The 19089-nt window shown below is 62.6% G+C and carries 18 protein-coding genes; 12 read left to right on the plus strand and 6 right to left on the minus strand.

The window, feature by feature from the left end; translation table 11 throughout:
• The first annotated feature begins 133 nt into the window (after window positions 1-133).
• Window positions 134-814: a hypothetical protein gene (locus AC5P6X_RS15115; protein WP_099604894.1), complete on the plus strand. Its 681-nt coding sequence runs from the start codon at window positions 134-136 to the stop codon at window positions 812-814.
• Between the two features lie 91 nt (window positions 815-905).
• On the opposite strand, the gene AC5P6X_RS15120 is transcribed toward AC5P6X_RS15115, so the two are convergent.
• Together AC5P6X_RS15120 and AC5P6X_RS15125 are read right to left on the minus strand one after the other, a co-directional pair.
• Window positions 906-1079: a hypothetical protein gene (locus AC5P6X_RS15120; RefSeq protein WP_187757522.1), complete on the minus strand. Its 174-nt coding sequence runs from the start codon at window positions 1077-1079 to the stop codon at window positions 906-908.
• A 9-nt stretch (window positions 1080-1088) separates the two neighbouring features.
• Window positions 1089-1901, minus strand: a complete 813-nt coding sequence (locus AC5P6X_RS15125) for an alpha/beta fold hydrolase (RefSeq protein ID WP_285311742.1) — start codon at window positions 1899-1901, stop codon at window positions 1089-1091.
• Window positions 1902-2128: 227 nt separating this feature from the next.
• Here AC5P6X_RS15125 and AC5P6X_RS15130 point away from each other — a divergent pair, with 227 nt between their 5' ends.
• Entirely contained in the window at window positions 2129-2608 is a 480-nt protein-coding gene (locus tag AC5P6X_RS15130; protein ID WP_285311741.1) for a DUF4440 domain-containing protein, read from the plus strand.
• A 76-nt stretch (window positions 2609-2684) separates the two neighbouring features.
• Window positions 2685-3077, plus strand: coding sequence for an XVIPCD domain-containing protein (locus tag AC5P6X_RS15135; RefSeq protein WP_049448862.1), 393 nt, complete (start codon window positions 2685-2687; stop codon window positions 3075-3077).
• Between the two features lie 66 nt (window positions 3078-3143).
• Here AC5P6X_RS15135 and AC5P6X_RS15140 read toward each other — a convergent pair whose 3' ends face one another.
• Both AC5P6X_RS15140 and AC5P6X_RS15145 read right to left on the minus strand, forming a co-directional pair.
• On the minus strand, window positions 3144-4289 hold the full coding sequence (locus AC5P6X_RS15140; protein ID WP_285311740.1) for a YncE family protein: 1146 nt from the start codon (window positions 4287-4289) through the stop codon (window positions 3144-3146).
• 166 nt (window positions 4290-4455) lie between these two features.
• Window positions 4456-5382 (minus strand): XVIPCD domain-containing protein, encoded by a 927-nt coding sequence (locus AC5P6X_RS15145; RefSeq protein WP_285311739.1) that lies wholly within the window; start codon window positions 5380-5382, stop codon window positions 4456-4458.
• Window positions 5383-5596: 214 nt separating this feature from the next.
• Between AC5P6X_RS15145 and AC5P6X_RS15150 the strand changes: the two genes are divergently transcribed.
• From AC5P6X_RS15150 to AC5P6X_RS15175, 6 genes are all read left to right on the plus strand, one after another.
• The gene (locus tag AC5P6X_RS15150) at window positions 5597-6466 is read left to right on the plus strand and encodes a hypothetical protein (protein ID WP_285311738.1); all 870 of its coding nucleotides are present in this window, start codon (window positions 5597-5599) and stop codon (window positions 6464-6466) included.
• A 21-nt stretch (window positions 6467-6487) separates the two neighbouring features.
• Window positions 6488-7813: an XVIPCD domain-containing protein gene (locus AC5P6X_RS15155; protein ID WP_329757265.1), complete on the plus strand. Its 1326-nt coding sequence runs from the start codon at window positions 6488-6490 to the stop codon at window positions 7811-7813.
• Between the two features lie 92 nt (window positions 7814-7905).
• Entirely contained in the window at window positions 7906-8121 is a 216-nt protein-coding gene (locus AC5P6X_RS15160) for a hypothetical protein (protein WP_204323380.1), read from the plus strand.
• A 486-nt stretch (window positions 8122-8607) separates the two neighbouring features.
• The gene (locus AC5P6X_RS15165) at window positions 8608-8976 is read left to right on the plus strand and encodes a hypothetical protein (RefSeq protein WP_071306540.1); all 369 of its coding nucleotides are present in this window, start codon (window positions 8608-8610) and stop codon (window positions 8974-8976) included.
• A gap of 624 nt (window positions 8977-9600) precedes the next feature.
• Window positions 9601-10515 carry an SRA domain-containing endonuclease gene (locus AC5P6X_RS15170; RefSeq protein ID WP_285311736.1) on the plus strand — a complete coding sequence of 305 codons (915 nt, stop codon included), beginning with the start codon at window positions 9601-9603 and terminating at the stop codon, window positions 10513-10515.
• A gap of 188 nt (window positions 10516-10703) precedes the next feature.
• Window positions 10704-12443, plus strand: a complete 1740-nt coding sequence (locus tag AC5P6X_RS15175; protein WP_285311735.1) for a retron Ec67 family RNA-directed DNA polymerase/endonuclease — start codon at window positions 10704-10706, stop codon at window positions 12441-12443.
• A gap of 343 nt (window positions 12444-12786) precedes the next feature.
• Here AC5P6X_RS15175 and aceE read toward each other — a convergent pair whose 3' ends face one another.
• Window positions 12787-15474 carry a pyruvate dehydrogenase (acetyl-transferring), homodimeric type gene (gene aceE, locus AC5P6X_RS15180; protein WP_285311734.1) on the minus strand — a complete coding sequence of 896 codons (2688 nt, stop codon included), beginning with the start codon at window positions 15472-15474 and terminating at the stop codon, window positions 12787-12789.
• 568 nt (window positions 15475-16042) lie between these two features.
• On the opposite strand from aceE, the gene AC5P6X_RS15185 reads away from it, so the two are divergent.
• Complete coding sequence (locus AC5P6X_RS15185) at window positions 16043-16603, plus strand: PadR family transcriptional regulator (RefSeq protein WP_088435697.1); 561 nt, start codon at window positions 16043-16045, stop codon at window positions 16601-16603.
• Window positions 16604-16662: 59 nt separating this feature from the next.
• Complete coding sequence (locus AC5P6X_RS15190) at window positions 16663-17460, plus strand: siderophore-interacting protein (RefSeq protein ID WP_187757538.1); 798 nt, start codon at window positions 16663-16665, stop codon at window positions 17458-17460.
• A gap of 93 nt (window positions 17461-17553) precedes the next feature.
• On the opposite strand, the gene AC5P6X_RS15195 is transcribed toward AC5P6X_RS15190, so the two are convergent.
• Window positions 17554-18375, minus strand: coding sequence for a hypothetical protein (locus AC5P6X_RS15195; protein WP_329757263.1), 822 nt, complete (start codon window positions 18373-18375; stop codon window positions 17554-17556).
• A 209-nt stretch (window positions 18376-18584) separates the two neighbouring features.
• Here AC5P6X_RS15195 and AC5P6X_RS15200 point away from each other — a divergent pair, with 209 nt between their 5' ends.
• A complete protein-coding gene (locus AC5P6X_RS15200; RefSeq protein ID WP_099604730.1) occupies window positions 18585-18986 on the plus strand; it encodes a hypothetical protein in 402 nt (133 codons plus the stop codon).
• Window positions 18987-19089 lie beyond the last annotated feature (103 nt).

Below are 19089 nucleotides of genomic sequence, written 5' to 3' on the forward strand. Positions count from 1 at the left end.
CGGTTCATCCGTGACAACAAAGGACCATCCTAACCAAGCGCCCTGTGCTTGTCGGCGGGCGGATACGACAACCGCCGCCTGGTCCCGGTAGGATGTGGATGAGCATGGATGGTCGTATGTAGAGGTGTTGTGGATGGTCACGCTGTATCTATGGGTGCGAACGCTGCTTCCGCTGCTGGCGTTCGTGATCGCGTGGATGCTGCTGTCGCGCCTGATCAAGGCCCGCGTGGCGCGCCTTCCACGGGTGCCCTTGAACCTGCCCGAGCACAGCAGCAGCCCACGCAGGAAGGACCGGCGCATCTATGCGCGCAAGCTGCGGCGCAAACCGGGCCTGCGCACCGCAACGCGCCCGGCCACCGCGCCGCGCAGCTGGAACCTCGCGGCGGTGTTCGTTTCGTTCTCTGCGTTGATCGCCGCCGTGCTGGTCATGCCGGATGGCGCGCGCTTCCAGGTGCTGGTCGAGAGCCTTACAGGCTACCCGGCCACGATTGCTGAAGTACATGTTCCCGCTGCCGGGCAGCCCCTCGTGCTGCAGGCGTGGCAGCCCGCACTGGCGCAGCTGTCACGGCCGGTAACAATGCGCTACCCGATCGGGCGCACCGGCGGCCAGCATGACGCGCACGCCACGCTACCGGTGCAGGTGAGACATCAGGGTAATCGGCTGCAGGTGGCTACGGCCGTGCCGGTGGATTCCGAACTGCTGCGTTCAGACCTAGCGCGCTTGGCTGGGCTGCCGACGGCGGCAATCAACGTCCGCCAGCGCGAGATCTCACCCTGGCTGGAACCCGGCTGGAAGCCGCTGGACGGCATATAGATGCCGGACCAGGCCAGGCTGCTGTTGCAGTAGATCCACGCCATGCGTGGATGGGCACCGTGCGGGGTCGAGCACGGCTCGATCCTACAGATCAGGACCCGCGCGGCAGCTTCGTGGCCCACATGTTGTCCACCAGATTCGGATAACGCCGCCCATTCTCTTCCGCCCGCTGCCGCGCCGCCTCTTTCTGCGCAGGCGACAGCGGCTGCGAGGTCTGGCCCTTGGGGTTGGGCTTCTTCCACGGGGGTGTCTTGGTCTGGCGCATGGCTGCAGCTTACCGCTTCAGGAAGTTCAGCAGCGCCAGATTGAAGCGGTCCGCATGGCTGGTATTGCACCCATGTGGTGCGCCTTCCAGGATCGCCACTTCGCTGCCCGGAATGGCCCGGTGCGTGCGCTGGCCCGAGCCTTCAAACGGCACGATGGCATCGCTGTCACCGTGCAGGATCAGGGTTGGCACTGTGATCTTCTTCAGATCGTCGCGGAAGTCGGTAGTGGCAAACGCCTGCATGCAACCCAGCGCCGCCGTCTGGTCGGATTGATGGCACAGCGCGATGGCCGCCTGACGCGTCTCTTCGGTCACCATCAGCTGGCCATTGGCGCTGAAGAAATCGCGGGTGAAGCCATCGAAGAACGCCTCGCGATCTTTCTCCAGACCGCTGCGCATTTCGTCAGCCTTGTCCTGGGTCAGCGGGCCTTCCGGGTTGTCGTCGCTGCGTAGCAGGAACGGCGGCACCGCCGCAGCGAACACCACGCTGTGCAGACGATCCTGTCCATGGTTGGCCACGTATCGGGCCACCTCGCCACCGCCCATCGAGAAGCCGACCAGGGTGACGTCGCGCAGGTCACGTTCCTCGATCACCCCGGCCAGATCCGCCGCCAGCGTGTCGTAGTCGTAGCCCTCGGCCGGCTTGTCGGAACGGCCGAAGCCGCGCCGGTCGTAGCTGATCACCCGGTGTTGGGCGTCGCGGAGGATCGACACCTGCGTCTTCCATGCATCGGCGGACAGCGGCCAACCGTGAATCAGAATGACCGGGCGGCCGTCGCCACCGGTGTCTTCAACGTGCAGGCGGATGCGGGAAGCAGGCATGGAACCTCCTGTGGAAGGGGAGGATTTCAGGCTACGGGCCGGCCCCTATCGCGACCGTGATGGAATCGCCGGTTGCCATGACATCCCCTGCACAGACGGCAGCCCTGGCGCTGGAGCCGAGCCGCCAATGCGGGCATTCACTCCGTGGAAGGGCCGTTTCGTCGGACGCCGCCTGCAGCGCCCCGAACGCCATGCGAGCCTGCGTGAACCCTCCCTGGAGACTCGCCATGCTGCTGCTCACCCTGCCCCTGCTGGCCGCCGGCCTCGCCGCCGCCCCCGCGCCCTCCGATGACCTGCGCGGGCAGATCCGCCAGGCCGACACCCAGCTGTTTGCCGCCGCCTTCGAGGCCTGCGATGCCGACAAGGCCGCCGCGATGACCACCCAGGACATGGAGTTCTTCCATGACAAGGATGGCAAGTCGGCCAGCAGCCGCGAAGACTTCCGCCGCAGCGTGGCCACCATGTGCGGCAATGCGCGCAAGGGCGGCTGGAGCCTGCGCCGCGAGCGGGTGGAGCCTTCGTTGCAGGTGTTCCCGCTACACGAGGAGCGGGCGCTGGAGATCGGCGACCACCGCTTCCATGAACGCGGCAAGGACGGCGTGGAGCGCTGGGTGGGCCAGGCCCGCTTCATCCAAGTCTGGCGTCGCGTGGACGGGCGCTGGTTGGCCGAGCGGGTGATCAGCTACGACCATCGGCCGGCAGACTGACCCCTCGGGCGCGCTTCACGGGTCGGATCTATACTTGGGGGGTTCACCCACGACCCACCGCTACCGTTCGATGGCCATGGCAGAGATCACCCCCAACCACCCCGACTACGGCCTCAACCAGCAGATCCGCCAGGGCGTGGCCGCACTGGATGCCCAGCACGGCCGTGCGTTCGACCAGACCAGCGAACGCCTCACCGCCAGCCTGACCGTGCTGGCCCGCGAGCAGGGCCTGCAGCAGGTCGACCACGTGCTGGTCAGCAACGCCACGGCCAATCATCCGGCCGGGCACAACGTCTTCGTCGTGCAGGGCGACCCGGCCAATCCGGCGCACCTGCGCGCGATGATGCCGACGGCTATGGCGGCGCAGACGCCGGTGGAGCAATCGATGCAGAAGCTGGGGCTGGGTGTGCAGCCGCAGGTCGAGGTGCAGGCGCAGGAAATGCAGAATCCTGCGCCGCGGATGGGATAAGCGCTGCAGCTTGAAAAGGGGGCAGCGCATCGCGCCCTGCCCCCGCGTCTACAGCCTGGGCACCGCTTACAGCTGGATGCGCGCGACGCTCTCGTCAGCGCCCTTGTCATCCTTCTCGCCGTTCTTGATGCTCACGAACAGCACGTTGTTCTTCGCATCCAGCGCCAGGCTGTTCGGGTGGGTCGGCACCTTGTAGGTCGCCACCTTCTGGTAGGTGTCACTGTTGTACGCCGTCACCGTACCCGCTTCGCGATTGGTCACGTACAGGCGCTTGCGCGGTGCATCCAGCAGGATGCCCAGCGGGCCGGCACCGGTCGGGATGCTGGCCAGTTCCTTGCCGGTACTGCGGTCCAGCACCAGCACGCGCTGGCCCGGATGCTTGCTGACCAGGCCGCTGCTCTTGGCCTGGTAGCCACGCAGGAATTCCGAGCCCTGGTCGGTCACGAACAGGCGCTTGCCGGCCGGGTCCAGCGCGATGTTCATCGGCTGCTCGGCGGCGATCCTGTGCTGCGCCACCACCTTGTTCGAATCGGTGCCCACCACCACCAGGTTGGCCAGCAGGTTGCTGGTGTAGACGCGCTTGTTGGCCGCATCCAGCGCCAGGCCCGGCGCCTTGGCATTGCCCAGGCCATCAATGGTGTTGATCACCTTCAGCGTGGTGGTATCGATCACGAACAGCACGCTGCTCACGTCCGGCTGGCTGCTGTGGCCGGTCACGTATAGGCGGTTGGCGGCGCTGTCGACCACCAGCTCGCGCAGGTCGTGGGTGTAAGCGGCCTTGCCGTCCTTGCCGGTCTTCTTTTCCATCAGCTGGATGGTGCCGACCGCCTTGTTCTGCGCGGTGTCGACCACGGTCACCGACAGGTCCACGGTGTTGCCCACGTACAGGCGGTTGTGGGCGTCATCGAGGACCACACCGAAGGCTTTGCGCTCCAGCGGAATGCGGGTTTCCACGGCCAGCGTGGCCGGGTTCAGACGCAGCACCTGGGCCGGGCCGGCGTCATCACCGAAGCCACCGGACGAGGCTACGAACACGGCGTTCTGCTTCGGGCTGTAGGCCAGCTCGTACAGGCCCTTGGCCACGGCCTGGCGCTGCACGGCAGTGGTGGCGCTGGCGGCGGGTGCGTTGTCGGCGAATGCGGAGGCCGCGCCGAGGCTGAGCGAAACGGCCACGGCCAGGGCGGCCGAGCGGAAGAGAGGATTACGGAACATGCGAGCGTCCTTGAATGGGCACGGGAGGGTGTCCTGGCTCGCTGGGCCGCTCTACGACGGCCCGACCTGCATCTGTCTGCGCGGGGTGGGCTGGCTGGGTTTGCGGGGGAATGGTAGCAGGTGGGGGGCGTGGCGTGCGCCGGCGCGCGTATGGCAGGCGCGCGGATTACTGCTCCTTCAACCGCAGCGAATCGGCCACATCCGTCTTGGCCGCCACTTCAGTGGCGATGCTGGCGCGGCGGTGCCCGGGGTCGTTGCGGTCGCCCTGCACGATGAAGATGCTCTCTGCCGCATGGCTGCTTTGGGTCGGCCGGCTGAGCAGCACGTGGTCCACGCGCGAGAGATTGTTCTGCTTGGCCAGCACCAGCAGGCTCGCGCTGATGCGCTGGCTGGCCGCATCGAACGGGCGGCCGTGCGCGGCATCCAGTTCGGCCACTTTCTGGATCAGCTGCGAGAACAGGCGATGGTCCGGATGTGAGGGGTCCAGCAGCGTGCCGGCCACTTCGATCGGCGTCGGTGGCGGTTCATCGATCGCGCGGTCGCCCTGGCGATGATGCTCGGCCTCGCGCTCGGGCATCGCGTGGTGGGTTTCGGCATTCAGATCGCTGCCCGGGAACGGCGCGGCAATGCACTGGATTTCCGGCAGGTTGAACAGCACCGCGAACTCGCCCAGGTTGCTGCCGCCATCCAGCGGCGCCGGCAGCGGATGCAGCCCGGCGTAGTGCAGCGCGGCCCAGACGAAATCGCTGCAGCGGTTGATGGTGGCCGGGCGATCCACATCGAATTCGAACTCGGCCGGCTCCTCGGCGAAATCACGCAGGCAGCCGTAATGCTCCTCGGATATTTCCAGGGTGCGGCTGTAGTACGGGTCCAGATGTTCGTCGGCATCATCGTGGCGCACCTGCGCGTACTGCACGCCGGTGCGGGCTTCGCCCGGCGCGTGGCGCGGTGGCGCGAAGCCGTAGCTGTGGGTCTCGTCGCCCGCGGCCACCTGCAGGTACATATGGCCGCGCGGCGAGATGCCACCACTTTTCAGCGGGGTGCCGGGCGCGGCCAGGTACAGCGTTGCGGTGTAGCGTGTTGCCTGCTCCATGCCTGTTCAGCCTTGATGGGTGCTGCGGTCCTGGCCGGATGATGGCATAGGTGGTATGGGGGGCAGGTGGAGGAATAGAGGACGCCGATCGCGACTTGCCGAATATGTGAGCCAGCATGCAGTAATGACCCCGCGGTGGCCGCGGTCCCGGCTGCGACTGGAGCTTGCCATCCCACCGTTCTATAGTCGTTTCGATCATGCAAGGGAATCGCCCATGAGCAGAGCACCGGCTTGCCGGCTTGCCTCCTTCGCCCTGGTGGCCGTGCTGAGCACCACCGCCTGCGCGAAGGCCCCATCCACGGAAAAGGACCCGAACGGAACCCCCATGTCCGAAACCGCAACCAGCCCACGTACGGTGGGCGGACAGACCTACACAATGCAGCCGGTGGAAGCTCGGCTTGGCCCGCACCGCTTCATGTTCCCGGCCAACCTCTACTACAACCAGACGGGCCCCTTGGCCGATGGGGGCGTCATGCTCACTGTGTTCTGGCCTGATTTCGATGCAGCGCCTCCTGGTGATCGCCCGGTGCGCAGCACGCAGGACAGCCGGCGGCAGGTACTGGTCGAGCTTAGGTACATCGATCGCGTTCCCATCCAGAACTATCTGGCACGTCGGTCCAGCAGTGAGGCCACCAGCGCGCCGGGGTCGCTGGAGCGAAGAGACCCGGTAGAGAATCTTGCGCTACGCGTTGCAGAACCCGAGCGATGGGGCCTGACGCCCTATTCGATCGACCCATCGTTGATGGAAGCCTATGCGAAGGAGTCAGAGGCTGCGCTGGGCAGGCCTTACGTGCACAACCCGGGGATGGAGCCAGACTGGTATGTGGCCCGCTCGGCGGAGGGGCAACTGACAACGTTCATCAGCTGCGACCCGGCAGATCGCATTCCTGACGGACTTGTAGCTCAGGGAAAGACACTTGAACGCGTCGGAGAAGGCCAGATCGCAATGTGCCGCCATTCCATCGTGGATGTGGGCGACAGCATAGCCATCGAGATGAACTATGCACGCGTAATGCTGAGCGACTGGCAGCGTCTGGAAACCAGCGTGCGTGATCTTCTGAGCCGCTATCGCGTTCAGCCGTAAACCGCATCTCAAGGATGAATCATGAGCGGACTTACCGATAAGGATATTCGTGTCCTGTCCTCCTACGCGAAGGAGGGAAATCGCGAGCTGTATTGGAACTATCTCGCGCAGCTTCCCGACAATGATGGCTACGGCCTGCTTGCGTTGGGTGTTGTGCGCAACGACAGCCTCCCCGGCCGGGTGGCCAACAGCTTTGCAACCGCCGTTGCCGAGCAACAGGCCACGCTGTTCGGCAACGAGAAGAACGTAGCGTTCACCGAGCGCAGGCAAGAAGCCTTCGGCCAGGATCTGATCAGGAACGACCTGGCGGAGCGCAGAAGTTGGATGGAGGCCGGCAGGCCCGATCTGGCACTCAACCTGCCCTACACCAGCACGCTCAAATCCCACGATGTTTCGTTCGAAAAGAACGACCTCAATGTGAACTGCTGGACGCCACGCTTGCTGCTGGTGTCCACGGAGCACAAACGCGGCGAGCAGGCAGCCGAAAAGGTCTGGCAGAACATGCTCGACAACAGCGCTGCCGGCGCATTCCGTGCTGGCAAGACGGCCGTCAGCGTGCACCTGGATATGCCGCAGCCCGCTGGGCATTTCTACTTCGTTGAGCTGAGCAAGTTCGAGGGCGCAGCGCTCCTGCAGCGCGACGCCGTAGATCCGAACGTGATTGGTACCAAGTTCGACTATCACAGCTACGACGCCAAAGACGGCAGCTGGAACCGCACAGTGGGCGTTCCCCCGCTCGATAGAACAACCAAAGAGACCGATCCCGCCGAGATTTCCGCGTTGAACGAGACCCGCGAGGTTCGCCTGGAACGCGAGGTCAAGGCGAAGCAGTTTCATCCTGAAGATCCCTACAGAGAGATCGCCAAGAGCCCGCGCGTGGTGTCTACGCAGGAGCCCGAGCCTCTCTTTGCGGAAGGACGCCGCATCGCGGCGATAGAGCCAGGCAGCCCGGACTATGCCCTCCATCAGCAGATTCGCCAGGGCGTCGCTGCACTGGACGAGAAGCACGGCCGCCCCTTCGACGCGACCAGTGAGAACCTCGCCGCCAGCCTGACAGTGAGGGCACGCGAGCAGGGTCTGGAACAGGTGGACCATGTGGTGCTGAGCAACGCCACAGCCAATCAGGCGGCGGGTCACACCATCTTTGTTGTACAAGGCGACCTATCTGACCCTGCGCACCTGCGTGCAGGAATGCCCACTGCCGTGGCTGCACAAACGCCGGTGGCTGAGTCGCTGCAGCAACTGGCTGTGGTTGGCGATCAGCGCGAGCTCGCCCGTCAAAATGAGCAGCAGGCGCTGGATGCACGTACGCAGGAACAGCAGAGCCACGCCATGCGCATGGGCTGAGCGCCCCAGGTTGAGGCGGCCTCCCTCGGCGCCAGAGATCTCAGTCCCTGAGACCTTCCCAGGTCATCCTCCCCTGCTTCGGGAGGATGACCATGACCAAGATCGACCCTGCATGGCTGGAAGCTTTCGACAAGGAGCTTCTCTACCTGTTCGCCATCGATCATGGTGACGCAGGCATGGATGAGTACCTGCTGGGCTGCTACGCAGACCTTCCTCCACACGACGCGGCGCTGGCGTTCGGCAGCGACTACGACCTAGAGCGCGACGATGCGCTGTGGCCTCGGCCGGGCGTGGCGCTGCAAAGTTAAGTTGTGTCGCAATCGGCACGCTGCGCGAATGGGCCCTGTGGGCTACGTGTCGCTTTTGGGATCCCGAACAGCTGCAAACCGTGCTTTTCAATGCGCATTCGGGCGGTAACTTAACACCGGCCGAAACCACTGCACCGCAAGGGTTCTGCCACGCGCGCCCCATGCAACAATGCTGTAAGCGTCAGCATTTGCGGCCTCTGCGGCCTACGGTTTCTTGGCATCTCGCAGCCATGCGAGTACACCTTGGCATGCCACCTCACACAGGGTGGCACGGGCGTCGAAAACCCGGTCAACAACCATGTGTTTGCGCTTGTCAGCCGGCGTCACGTTCGTGTGACGCCGGCTGGCAATCCGTTCGCGGTCCATGGCGGGCGGTGCGTGGGGGTCTTCGGACCCGCCGGATTGGTTGTTGACCGGTTTTCGAGCCTCGCATCGTCCGCCACTTTTATCGGTGGCGCTGCTGTCTGTCCTGTACGGAGCATTGCCATGAACACATCGGACTTCCGTTCCCTGCACGCGCAGTACGATCCGGACAACGCCGAACCCGACCGCGAACGGTCCATCGATCCCAACGCCTTCGTCGCCACGTTGCATCGCATCGGCACTGGTGCGGCTGCGGACGGCCAGCCTTGGCCGGAGCGGCATCAACTGCCTGGGCGTTGCCTTCAGCTGGCGGATGCGGATTGCGCGTTGGCCGGGCTGCGCGTGGTGGCGGAGCTGATGCTGGCTGCGGAGCGCACGCGGCAAAACGGCGCGCCCGAGGAGTACCTGGGGGATCGGGTGATGGAAGGATTGAAGATGGCGTGTGTGGCGCTGACTGCACAGGTTGCTGAGCGGTTGCATGTGCGGGAGTAGAGCGCGCCTCGCTGCGCACATCGAATGCAATGCGCGGATCGTATGCACGGTCCGAAGCATTCTCCGCTGTCTGAGCCTTTAGCCTCCAACACTGGCCTCACTATGCCGAGCCGGACTTTGCTTGCCCTGACGACGGCAGCGCTATCGGGATTGATCATTGGAGGGACGTACGCGCCAGCCACCACAATGAGTCTTGAGAACTACCCAAGACTCACTGACTCGGAGTTTGCCCTGTTTCAGGCCGAAGCCGAGAGCTTCGCCGAAGCATTGGCTTGCCAAGGCGTCATCATCGGAAAGCATGATTCCAGTAGACGCTTCTTTGATATCAGCGTACGCGGCGATGCCGTTCTGTTCGTGGACAACTCTGGGCCGAGTCTTCTGATAGTCAATATGTCTACGGGCGCAAGCGATGCAATAGAGCTACAGCGCTGGAAAGATGGTTGGGGCTCACCAGAGAGACGCAGGAGGAACTTGAGCGCACCTGAGAACAGCTGCTCTAGGTCTACGTCCCAATAGCCCGCCATCTGCACCCTCTCCTGGCGGCCAAGCGCGTCAACCAATGACACAAGGAACCTGGTTCTGGCTAAAATCCTGGGCACTTAGCTTCTGGGACAGGGATCTAGGATGGAACTCCCATTCGAGGTGGGCGCGCTCTACAACCGCCAAAAGCAGATCCACGGTGTATTTGGCGGGCAACAGCAAGGCGGCATTTCGACACCCAAGGAGCATCCGCTAGTCATCGCGTTCACTGGCGAGGCCGGCGTGTCTCACGGCTACCATGACTTTTGGGACGACGGCGAAGTCTTTCATTACTTCGGCGAGGGTCAAGTCGGAGACATGAAGTATGTGGCGGGCAACCGAGCGATTGGCGAGCACGTCAAGGATGGCAAGACGCTCGTAGTGTTTCAGATGATGGGCAAGGGGCGGCCTTACCGATACCTTGGTAGGTTCATGTGCCTGTCCTCCTACGTTCAACCTGGCATGCCAGATGGAAAAGGACAGCCTAGATCTGCGATCGTGTTCCGCTTGAGATCACTGGAAACTTCGCTGGGCCTCTCGGCAAGTGAGAAGGACCAGGCTGAGATCGATGCCGCAATCGATGACGTCGGCGCAACCAGCACAAGACGCGAAACCGAGGTGCGGACAAAACAACGCCTGTTCCGTGAGCGCCTGATCGGCGTTGAGAAGGGTTGCCGACTGACCCGCATTGAAGATCTGAGATTCCTTCGCGCGAGCCATATCAAACCATGGGCAAACAGTACTGACAGCGAGCGCGTTGATGGCGAGAACGGTCTTCTGCTGGCTCCGCATGCGGACCTGCTGTTTGATCGAGGGTGGATTAGCTTTTCGGCGAGCGGTCGCCTACTAATTTCGAACGACCTACCTACAAACGTACAAGCTAGCCTCGGGCTGAACTTGGATACATCTCTTCGATATGGAATCTTCTCCTCTACGCAGCTCGGCTTCTTGGAATTTCACCGAGACGTTGTTTTTGATAGGCGTCATCCCCCGTCAGATTCACCAGGGCACCGACCGTAGCGAGCCCCTTGCAAACAACGTCACAGCTGTTAGCATCTGAGGCAGGGGCTGCAGGTAGATCCTTTTGTCGTTGATTCTGCGACATATGAAACAATTGTTGGGTGGATTGCTCTGAATGGCGCCGTAGTAGCGATCGTCGCGCGCCATAGCGAATGAGTACCTGCAGCCCCGTCTCTTGAGGATATGGAATGTCCGCATTAAAAAGGCTCAGATCGGCGAAAGGCTTGAGTGACATAGCGCACCTTCTTGGATTTAAGCCAAAGGCGCTTTCCTTCATAGTAAGGGTTACTCCTCCAGCCGCTCGCTATAGCGAATTTCACATTCCTAAAAGATCCGGTGGGAAGCGCCGCATCTGCGCCCCAAATAAAAAGTTGTCACTACTTCAGTCACGACTGGCTGATCTACTGACTGAGTGCGATCAAGAGATCGCACAGCAACGCTCAGTAAAGCGACACGTTGCGCACGGATTCCGCAAGCACCACTCAATTCTCACTAATGCAGATGTCCATCGACGTAGACGTTTTGTCTTGAATGTTGATTTGTCCGATTTTTTTGGAACAATCCACTTTGGGCGAATTAGGGGCTTCTTTCAGTTCAGTCGAGATTTTAGACTGGACCCAGATACAGCATTGGTGCTTGCCCAAATTGCATGTCATGAGGGTGTACTACCCCAAGGGAGTCCTTGCTCGCCAGTGATATCCAATCTCATTGGCAACGTTCTGGACATGCGATTGTCTGCCCTCGCAAAGAGGCACGGATGTTCTTATACAAGATATGCGGACGACCTGAGCTTCTCAACTAGTAGAGTTGTTTTCCCGAAAGAGCTCGCCTACAAACCAGAAGAAGATGAACCTTTATGGCTTCCTGGCGGCGAGCTGGAGAAGGCCATTCACAGTTCAGGCTTCAAAATCAACAGCCTGAAGACGAGAGTACAATATTCTCGATCGCGGCAGGATGTTACTGGAATAGTAGTCAACCAACATCTGAATACTCCAATCGAGTATCGAAGGACCCTTCGCTCTATGGTCCATCATTTCTGCTCGACAGGCCAATTTTTACTTCAAAAGTATGATTCATCGACGGGAAAGAAGATTTCAGGAACACCTGCCCAATTGCAAGGCATGCTCGGATATGCATATCAAGTTGAACGCTGGCGATCTCGGCATGACACTCCGGTAGCAGGCGCTCACAGCGCAATGGAAAAACTTCTCAAACGATTCCTTTATTACAAGGAATTTGCAGCACCAACCCTGCCCGCAATTATATTTGAGGGAAAGACAGACTCAGTATATCTGCGCGAAGCAATTCGCAGGAGCGGCGCATCATTCCCACTTCTCTCCACCGGCTCCGGATCAAGCTTCCGGCTTCACGTGAAGCTGCATCGAGAATCGATGGTGATGAAGAAATTATTCAATTTATCTAGTGGCGGAGATCCTCTAAAGAACTTCATCAAGGATTATAAGGCGGTATTCTCAAAGATTCAGGGCCCCAAGGGGGGGAGACCAGTCATCATCGTCATGGACAATGACGACGGTTTCATCGAAACGAAGAAGATGCTGCTTAACCGCCACAATTTGAAGTTTGCAAACGGCGACCAGTACATTCATGTCTTTGATAACTTGTACATTCTTTTGAGCAGCCCCTTCGGCGGTCCAAAGCATTGCATCGAGGACTGCTTTAATCCCGCGGTCCTTGCAACAAAACTCGGATCCAAATCTTTCAACAAAAGCAACAACTTTGATGCAAGCCTGTATTATGGGAAGGAATGGCTAGCAGAAAAAGTAGTTAAACCAAATTCCGCATCCATCGACTTCTCTGGGTTTCACAAAATCCTCTCAGCTATCACCGACATAGTTTCAAGGCACTCCGGATCGACAGTTTCAAAGCTTGCAGCACTCCCTATCCTTACGCCCCCCACGTCGCCCTAGTATTTATAGCTAAAGACTCTATCGAATTCTTAGCTCCACCACTGAAAAGCTCTTTATACCCGGCGCTTTTATAGTTTCCTCGGCACAAACTCCGCTTAATTATTCACTCAATGCACTCGCTGAGGTCGAAATTGCACACATTGGCTCTCAGATTGGCCATCGCTGGACCAACATCATCACATCTTCAGGCAGCCTCCAAACGCCCCGAACTTCGCCCGCGTGGTTGACAGTTCGCTTGGAGAGCTACTTGAGAAGCAGTCCGGCGCAGACACCCAATAGTGTCAAAAGCAAATAGGGCGACCCACGGGCCGCCCTACTTCTTCACCTATTGTGATGTAGTTAATCAAACCCCAACAGGATTAGCCTTCTCCGGATCAATCTTGTACTGCTTGATCGCCCGGGCCACATCCTTCGCGGTCATCTTCCCTTCCTTCGCCAGCGCCGCAATCGCGGCATGCGCGATGTAGTACCGATCAACCTCAAAGAACCGGCGCAGGTTCGCACGCGTATCCGACCGGCCGAAGCCATCCGTACCCAGCACCGTATACGACATCGGCACGAACGCACGGATCTGGTCCGCATACGCACGCACATAGTCGGTGGCGGCAATCGCCGGCCCCTGGCGGCCGTCCAGCAGCTCGGTCACATAGGCCTTGCGCTGCTCACCTTCCGGATGCAGGCGGTTGGCACGTTCCACGTCGAAACCATCGCGACGCAGTTCGTTGAAGCTCGGGCAGCTCCAGATGTCGGCGGTCACGCCGAAGTCCTTGTCCAGCAGCTCGGCGGCGGCAATGGCTTCGCGCAGGATGGTGCCCGAACCCAGTAGCTGCACGCGCAGCTCGCCCTTCTTCGGCTTGCCGGCGTCGGTCAGCAGGTACATGCCCTTGACGATGCCTTCGGCCGCACCTTCCGGCATTTCCGGGTGGGTGTAGTTCTCGTTCATCAGGGTGACGTAGTAATACTCGTCAATCTGATCTTCCATCATCGCCTTGGTGCCGTGCTGCAGGATCACCGTCACTTCGAAGCCGAAGGTCGGGTCGTAGCTGCGCACGTTCGGGATGCCACCGGCCACCAGATGGCTGAAGCCATCTTCGTGCTGCAGGCCTTCACCGTTCAGCGTGGTGCGGCCGGCAGTACCACCCAGCAGGAAGCCGCGGGTACGCATGTCGGCGGCCTGCCAGGCGATGTCGCCCACGCGCTGGAAGCCGAACATCGAGTAGTAGATGTAGAACGGCAGCATCGGCACGTTGCTGACCGAGTAGCTGGTACCGGCGGCCATCCACGAGCTGATCGCACCCGGCTCGCTGATGCCCTGCTGCAGCACCTGGCCGCTCTGGTCTTCGCGGTAGAACATCAGCTGGTCGGCGTCGACCGGCTTGTACTTCTGGCCGAACGGCGCGTAGATGCCGATCTGGCGGAACAGGCCTTCCATGCCGAAGGTACGGGCTTCGTCGGCCACGATCGGCACGATGTGCGGCCCCAGTTCCTTGTCACGCAGGGTGATGTTCAGGCTCTGCACGAAGGCCATGGTGGTGGAGTAGCTGCGCTCGCCGCTGCTCTTCAGCAGGCGCTCATACGCTTCCAGCTTCGGTGCCACGAAGGTCTTGTCGGCCTTGCGGCGGCGCTGCGGCAGGTAACCGCCCAGCGCGGCACGGCGTTCCTGCAGGTACTGCACTTCCGGCGAATCCGGGCCCGGGTGGTAGAACGGCACCTGGCCGTCGGCCAGCTGCGCGTCGGTCACCGGAATGTTGAAGCGGTCGCGGAAGTGGCGCACCGCTTCGTCGTCCAGCTTCTTGGTCTGGTGGGTCGGGTTCAGTGCCTCACCGGCGCTGCCCATGCCGTAACCCTTCACGGTCTTGGCCAGGATGACGGTCGGCATGCCCTTGGTGTTCACGGCCTGGTGGTAGGCGGCGTACACCTTGTGCGGGTCGTGGCCACCACGGTTCAGGCGCCAGATGTCGTCGTCGCTCAGGCCGGCCACCATCGCAGCGGTTTCCGGGTACTTGCCGAAGAAATGCTCGCGGGTATACGCGCCGCCGAAGGCCTTGCAGTTCTGGTATTCGCCGTCGACGGTTTCCATCATCAGCTTCTTCAGGACGCCATTGGTGTCCTTGGCCAGCAGGGCATCCCAGTAACCGCCCCACAGCAGCTTGATCACGTTCCAGCCGCCGCCACGGAACACGCCTTCCAGTTCTTGGATGATCTTGCCGTTGCCGCGCACCGGACCGTCCAGGCGCTGCAGGTTGCAGTTCACCACGAAGATCAGGTTGTCCAGGCCTTCACGGCCGGCCAGCGCGATGGCACCCAGGGTTTCCGGCTCGTCGCTCTCGCCGTCGCCGATGAAGCACCACACCTTGCGGTCGGACTTCTCGATCAGGCCACGGTTTTCCAGGTAGCGCATGAACTGCGCCTGGTAGATGGCGGCCAGCGGGCCCAGGCCCATCGACACGGTCGGGGTCTGCCAGTAGTCCGGCATCAGCCACGGGTGCGGGTAGGAGGACAGGCCACCGCCGTCCACTTCCATGCGGAACTTGTCCAGCTGCTCTTCGCTGATGCGGCCTTCCAGGAAGGAACGCGCGTAGATGCCCGGGGCGCTGTGGCCCTGGATGAACAGCAGGTCGCCCGGGTGGTTCTCGCTCGGAGCGCGCCAGAAGTGGTTGAAGCCCACGTCGTACAGGGTGGCGCCGGAGGCGAACGAGGCGATGTGGCCGCCCAGGTCACCCGGCTTGCGGTTGGCGCGGACCACGGTGGCCATCGCGTTCCAGCGGATGATCGAACGGATGCGCCATTCCAGCTCGGCATTGCCCGGGCTCTTGGCCTCGAACTGCGGCTCGATGGTGTTGACGTATTCGGTGGTGGGAGAGAACGGCAGGTAGGCGCCCGAACGACGGGTCAGTTCCACCATGCCTTCCAGCAGCTGATGCGCGCGCTCGGAGCCCTCGACATCAATAACGGCCTTCAACGACTCGATCCACTCCTGGGTTTCCACAGGATTCGGGTCGTTGTTCAGCACCTCGTTCAACCAGTTCATTAGCGCTCCCATAACCGCACGCACGCGCGCGACTGTTGTATAGATTTCTAGACCGCAAAGTGTAGCGCACCAAGGGCTTTCGTCACTTGGCTACGCAGGCGTATGGATGCAACCGGCCAGTGTCCGCAAGGGGCTTGCCGGGGCCGCTGAAGGCCCTGCGGCGGGCCTTGGCGGCTGCGCGGGCTGTCGCTTGCGGGCCGCTGCGCCCATGTGCAGGACGCAGTGTTACCGCTACCGATGACGGTTGTAGGGCAGCGCCATGCCCACCTGTATCGGCTGCGCGTGCCGGCGCTGAACCGGCGACAACGTGTCGCACCTGCCTCTGGATTGGCCCCCACCCTGCCCTCAGGGTAGGCCTCGAGTGTTGGCCTCGCCCGCTTCGGTCCGCCGTCTGGCCCTGCCTCGCTCCCTTCCACAGCGTCGCCCGGGGCGCCTCGCAAGGGGCGCCCCTTTTGCTGTGCGCGGGGCTGGCCGTGGCCCAAAACTGACCCGCTTGTGGCCGGATCGGTGATTGTCGTCTTCGATATATCGATATATCGTTTGCACACTCGTTTACCGATATATCGAAATGAGCCGTACCGCTCCTCCCAGAGCCCGTTCCACCAATCCGGAAGTGCCGCGCCGCAACGGCCAGCCGCGGGTGCTCAGCCGCGGCGACCTGCGCCTGCTGGTGCTGGCCCTGATCGGCGAGCAACCCCGCCATGGCTACGAGCTGATGCAGCTGATCAGCAACCAGTTCATGCAGGCCTACACGCCCAGCGCCGGCACCATGTACCCGCTGCTGGCCAGCTTCGAGCAGGCCGGCTGGATCGAGGCCGAGGAAGTGGACGGCAAGCGGATCTTCCGCATCACCGCTGCCGGCGAGTTCGAGCTGAAGGTGCAGCGCACCCAGGTGCGCCTGGCACAGCGGCGTGCCTTCGACCGCGCCCGCGAGATCACGAAGGCCTCGCTGCCGCCTCCGCTGGCCGGTGCCCTGCGCGAGTTCAAGCGGGCGCTGGTGCACCACCACGGCCGTTGGGCCGAGGGCGAAGCGGAAGAAGTAGCGGCGCTGCTGACGCGGGCATCCGCGCTGCTCAACGGTACGGCCGGTAGCGAGAGCCCACCCATTTCAACGACCCAGCCAGACTGACTCCAGCCAGGTCTCCCCTACGCCGCGCGCCCCCGCGCGACACCTTTGCAGGTAACCCCATGACCGAACACAACAACACGCGCCTGCGCCTGGATGTGCGCTTCCGTGAACTGACCGTGCTGCGCACCGAAGAGGTCACCCCGCACATGCGCCGCATCGTGCTGGGTGGCGCCGAGCTGGCCGGTTTCGATTCGCCCGGCGCCGACGACCACATCAAGCTGTTCTTCCCCAACGCTGCGGGCGAGATGGTGCTGCCGGTGGTCACCGCCGAAGGCCGCAGCTATCCGGCCGGCAAGGAGCCTTCCCCGGCCCGCGACTACACGCCGCGCTGGTGGGACCACGAAACCGGCGAGCTGGCCATCGACTTCGTCCTGCACGACCAGGGCATTGCCGGGCCGTGGGCCGAGCGCGCGCAGCCGGGCGACATGCTGGTGATCGGCGGACCGCGCGGCTCCTTCGTGGTGGCCGACAGTTACGATGCCTATGTGCTGATCGGCGATGAAACCGCGCTGCCGGCCATCGCCCGCTGGCTGGACGTGCTGCCGGACGGTGCCGAGGTGCAGGCCTTCATTGAAGTGAGCGATGAGGCCGAACGCCAGGACCTGCCGCAGTACGAGAACGTGCGTATCCACTGGCTGGAGCGCAATGGCTTCCCGGCGGCCACCAGCACGCTGCTGGAAGACATGCTGACCGACTTCGAGGCCCCGGACGGCGATGTCTTCTACTGGATCGCCACCGAATCGCGCCGCGCACGGATGATGCGCAAGTTCATCGAAGGCCACCTGGGCGTACCGCGCGACTGGATCCGCTCGACCGGCTACTGGAAGGCCCACCCGGACGAAACCGACGGCGATTGATCCCAAGACGGTGGGTGCGGCCCCCGCTTGGTGGGTGCCGACCGTTGGTCCGCACGCCCTGCAACAGGTAGTGCCGGCCGCTGGCCGGCAACCTCATGAACCTTCGACAGGAACCTGAAATTGCCGGCCAGCGGCCGGCACTACCACCTGCTGCGCCCACCCGAACCGCTGCGCGGCCCAGATCTCCAGCGCCACCAGCAGCGCGATGACCAGCGACGGCAACAGCAGCCCGAAGTACACGCCGGGCATCATGCCGTTGATCTGCGCCTTCACCAGCCGCAGCACACCACGGGTGTGCAGCAGCTCATCCACATGCATGGTCAGCGCCTCGCGCACCACCTCGGGCTCCAGCCCGACCGTGCCGGCCTTGTCCACCAGCGTGTCTTCCACCATGCCGCGCAGCAGGCCTTCGCGCACCTTACCGATCACCCAGCCGGTGCCGCGCGCCAACGGGCCGTTGCCAAGACGATCAAGGCCGGGCAACGGGTGTTCGCTGAGATAGGCCGAGGCAATGGTGTCGGCGACATCACCCACCGTGCCCTGGCTGCGCAATGCCTCGCGCATGCGCGGGTCGTCCAGCGAGTCGGTGAAGCCCTCGCTCCAGCCTTCCACCAGGGTCTGCAGGTGCGGCTGGAAATGATCGAGCTGCTTGAACAGCGCGCGGTGCGCACCGGCGGTGAAGCCCAGCTGCAGCCCGAAGAAGGCGGTGGCCAGCGGCAGCACCACCACATAGCTGGCCAGCAGCCAGTGATGCCAGCGCTTGCGCCGCTGCAACCAACCCCGGCGGTGCAGCCCGCGCCAGGCGAGAATGCCCAGCACCAGGCCAAGCAGCGTACCGAGCACGCTGCCGCCCACCAGATCGAGCACGCTCAGGCCCGACCAGAATTCGTTCAACCAGTACTGCGCGTCCTGCATGGGTCTTCCTTCCGTGGGTGCGGCTGCGCCTGAAACGCCAGCCAGGTAGAGTCGACTGTTAGTCGACTATCGCGCGCAGCGCGGGGGTTTCCGGCATCGCGCCAAGAGCAGTCGACTAACAGTCGACTCTACCAAACGGAAGACCGCCGCTCCGGAACACGCCAAGCAATGCGACAATCGCGCTCCTTTCCTGCAGCAACGAGGCCCACATGGCCAAACTGACCCTGGCCAGCGTGGATGCGCTGCGTACCCGCTTCGCCGATGACGCCGCCTGCGATGCGGCCCTGGCCGCCTTTGCCGACACCGCTGCACTGCGCGTACCGCTGCGCGAGCTGGTGGCGGCACAGCACCGTTACCTGCAGGCCGAATTCGAAGTGGCACAGGTGGCCGATGTACTGCGCCGCGACCAGAAGTACGCGCCGGTGGGCCGCCCGTCGGTGCACATCGTGCAGCTGCGCAAGCAGCAGGCCGCGACCAAGCAGGCGGCGCTGATCGCACGCCAGGTGGTGGCGCAGGCCGCGCAGACCTTCGTGCGCGTGAGCGGGCTGGCAGTGAAGGCCAAGCAGAGCCCGAGCGAAGCGTGCGTGGCATGGTTGGGCGCGTTGCGCTGAGCGCGCCGCCCACGATGTGATGGAACCGACCAGCGTGTGATGGAACCGAGCAGTGGTAGAGTCGACTGTTAGTCGACTGCTCCCGGCGCGGTGCCTGAAAACC

The organism is Stenotrophomonas sp. YJH_SMC_40 (assembly GCF_059368615.1).

What these genes read in the sequence shown, in the direction of transcription:
- AC5P6X_RS15170 (WP_285311736.1), top strand. Translation starts at nt 9,601, where the DNA reads ATGGAACTCCCATTCGAGGTGGGCGCGCTCTACAACCGCCAAAAGCAG.
- AC5P6X_RS15130 (WP_285311741.1), top strand. Translation starts at nt 2,129, where the DNA reads ATGCTGCTGCTCACCCTGCCCCTGCTGGCCGCCGGCCTCGCCGCCGCC.
- AC5P6X_RS15175 (WP_285311735.1), top strand. Translation starts at nt 10,704, where the DNA reads ATGTCCGCATTAAAAAGGCTCAGATCGGCGAAAGGCTTGAGTGACATA.
- aceE (WP_285311734.1), bottom strand. Translation starts at nt 15,474, where the DNA reads ATGAACTGGTTGAACGAGGTGCTGAACAACGACCCGAATCCTGTGGAA.
- AC5P6X_RS15150 (WP_285311738.1), top strand. Translation starts at nt 5,597, where the DNA reads ATGAGCAGAGCACCGGCTTGCCGGCTTGCCTCCTTCGCCCTGGTGGCC.
- AC5P6X_RS15125 (WP_285311742.1), bottom strand. Translation starts at nt 1,901, where the DNA reads ATGCCTGCTTCCCGCATCCGCCTGCACGTTGAAGACACCGGTGGCGAC.
- AC5P6X_RS15185 (WP_088435697.1), top strand. Translation starts at nt 16,043, where the DNA reads ATGAGCCGTACCGCTCCTCCCAGAGCCCGTTCCACCAATCCGGAAGTG.
- AC5P6X_RS15160 (WP_204323380.1), top strand. Translation starts at nt 7,906, where the DNA reads ATGACCAAGATCGACCCTGCATGGCTGGAAGCTTTCGACAAGGAGCTT.
- AC5P6X_RS15190 (WP_187757538.1), top strand. Translation starts at nt 16,663, where the DNA reads ATGACCGAACACAACAACACGCGCCTGCGCCTGGATGTGCGCTTCCGT.
- AC5P6X_RS15195 (WP_329757263.1), bottom strand. Translation starts at nt 18,375, where the DNA reads ATGCAGGACGCGCAGTACTGGTTGAACGAATTCTGGTCGGGCCTGAGC.
- AC5P6X_RS15145 (WP_285311739.1), bottom strand. Translation starts at nt 5,382, where the DNA reads ATGGAGCAGGCAACACGCTACACCGCAACGCTGTACCTGGCCGCGCCC.
- AC5P6X_RS15140 (WP_285311740.1), bottom strand. Translation starts at nt 4,289, where the DNA reads ATGTTCCGTAATCCTCTCTTCCGCTCGGCCGCCCTGGCCGTGGCCGTT.
- AC5P6X_RS15165 (WP_071306540.1), top strand. Translation starts at nt 8,608, where the DNA reads ATGAACACATCGGACTTCCGTTCCCTGCACGCGCAGTACGATCCGGAC.
- AC5P6X_RS15155 (WP_329757265.1), top strand. Translation starts at nt 6,488, where the DNA reads ATGAGCGGACTTACCGATAAGGATATTCGTGTCCTGTCCTCCTACGCG.
- AC5P6X_RS15120 (WP_187757522.1), bottom strand. Translation starts at nt 1,079, where the DNA reads ATGCGCCAGACCAAGACACCCCCGTGGAAGAAGCCCAACCCCAAGGGC.
- AC5P6X_RS15200 (WP_099604730.1), top strand. Translation starts at nt 18,585, where the DNA reads ATGGCCAAACTGACCCTGGCCAGCGTGGATGCGCTGCGTACCCGCTTC.
- AC5P6X_RS15115 (WP_099604894.1), top strand. Translation starts at nt 134, where the DNA reads ATGGTCACGCTGTATCTATGGGTGCGAACGCTGCTTCCGCTGCTGGCG.
- AC5P6X_RS15135 (WP_049448862.1), top strand. Translation starts at nt 2,685, where the DNA reads ATGGCAGAGATCACCCCCAACCACCCCGACTACGGCCTCAACCAGCAG.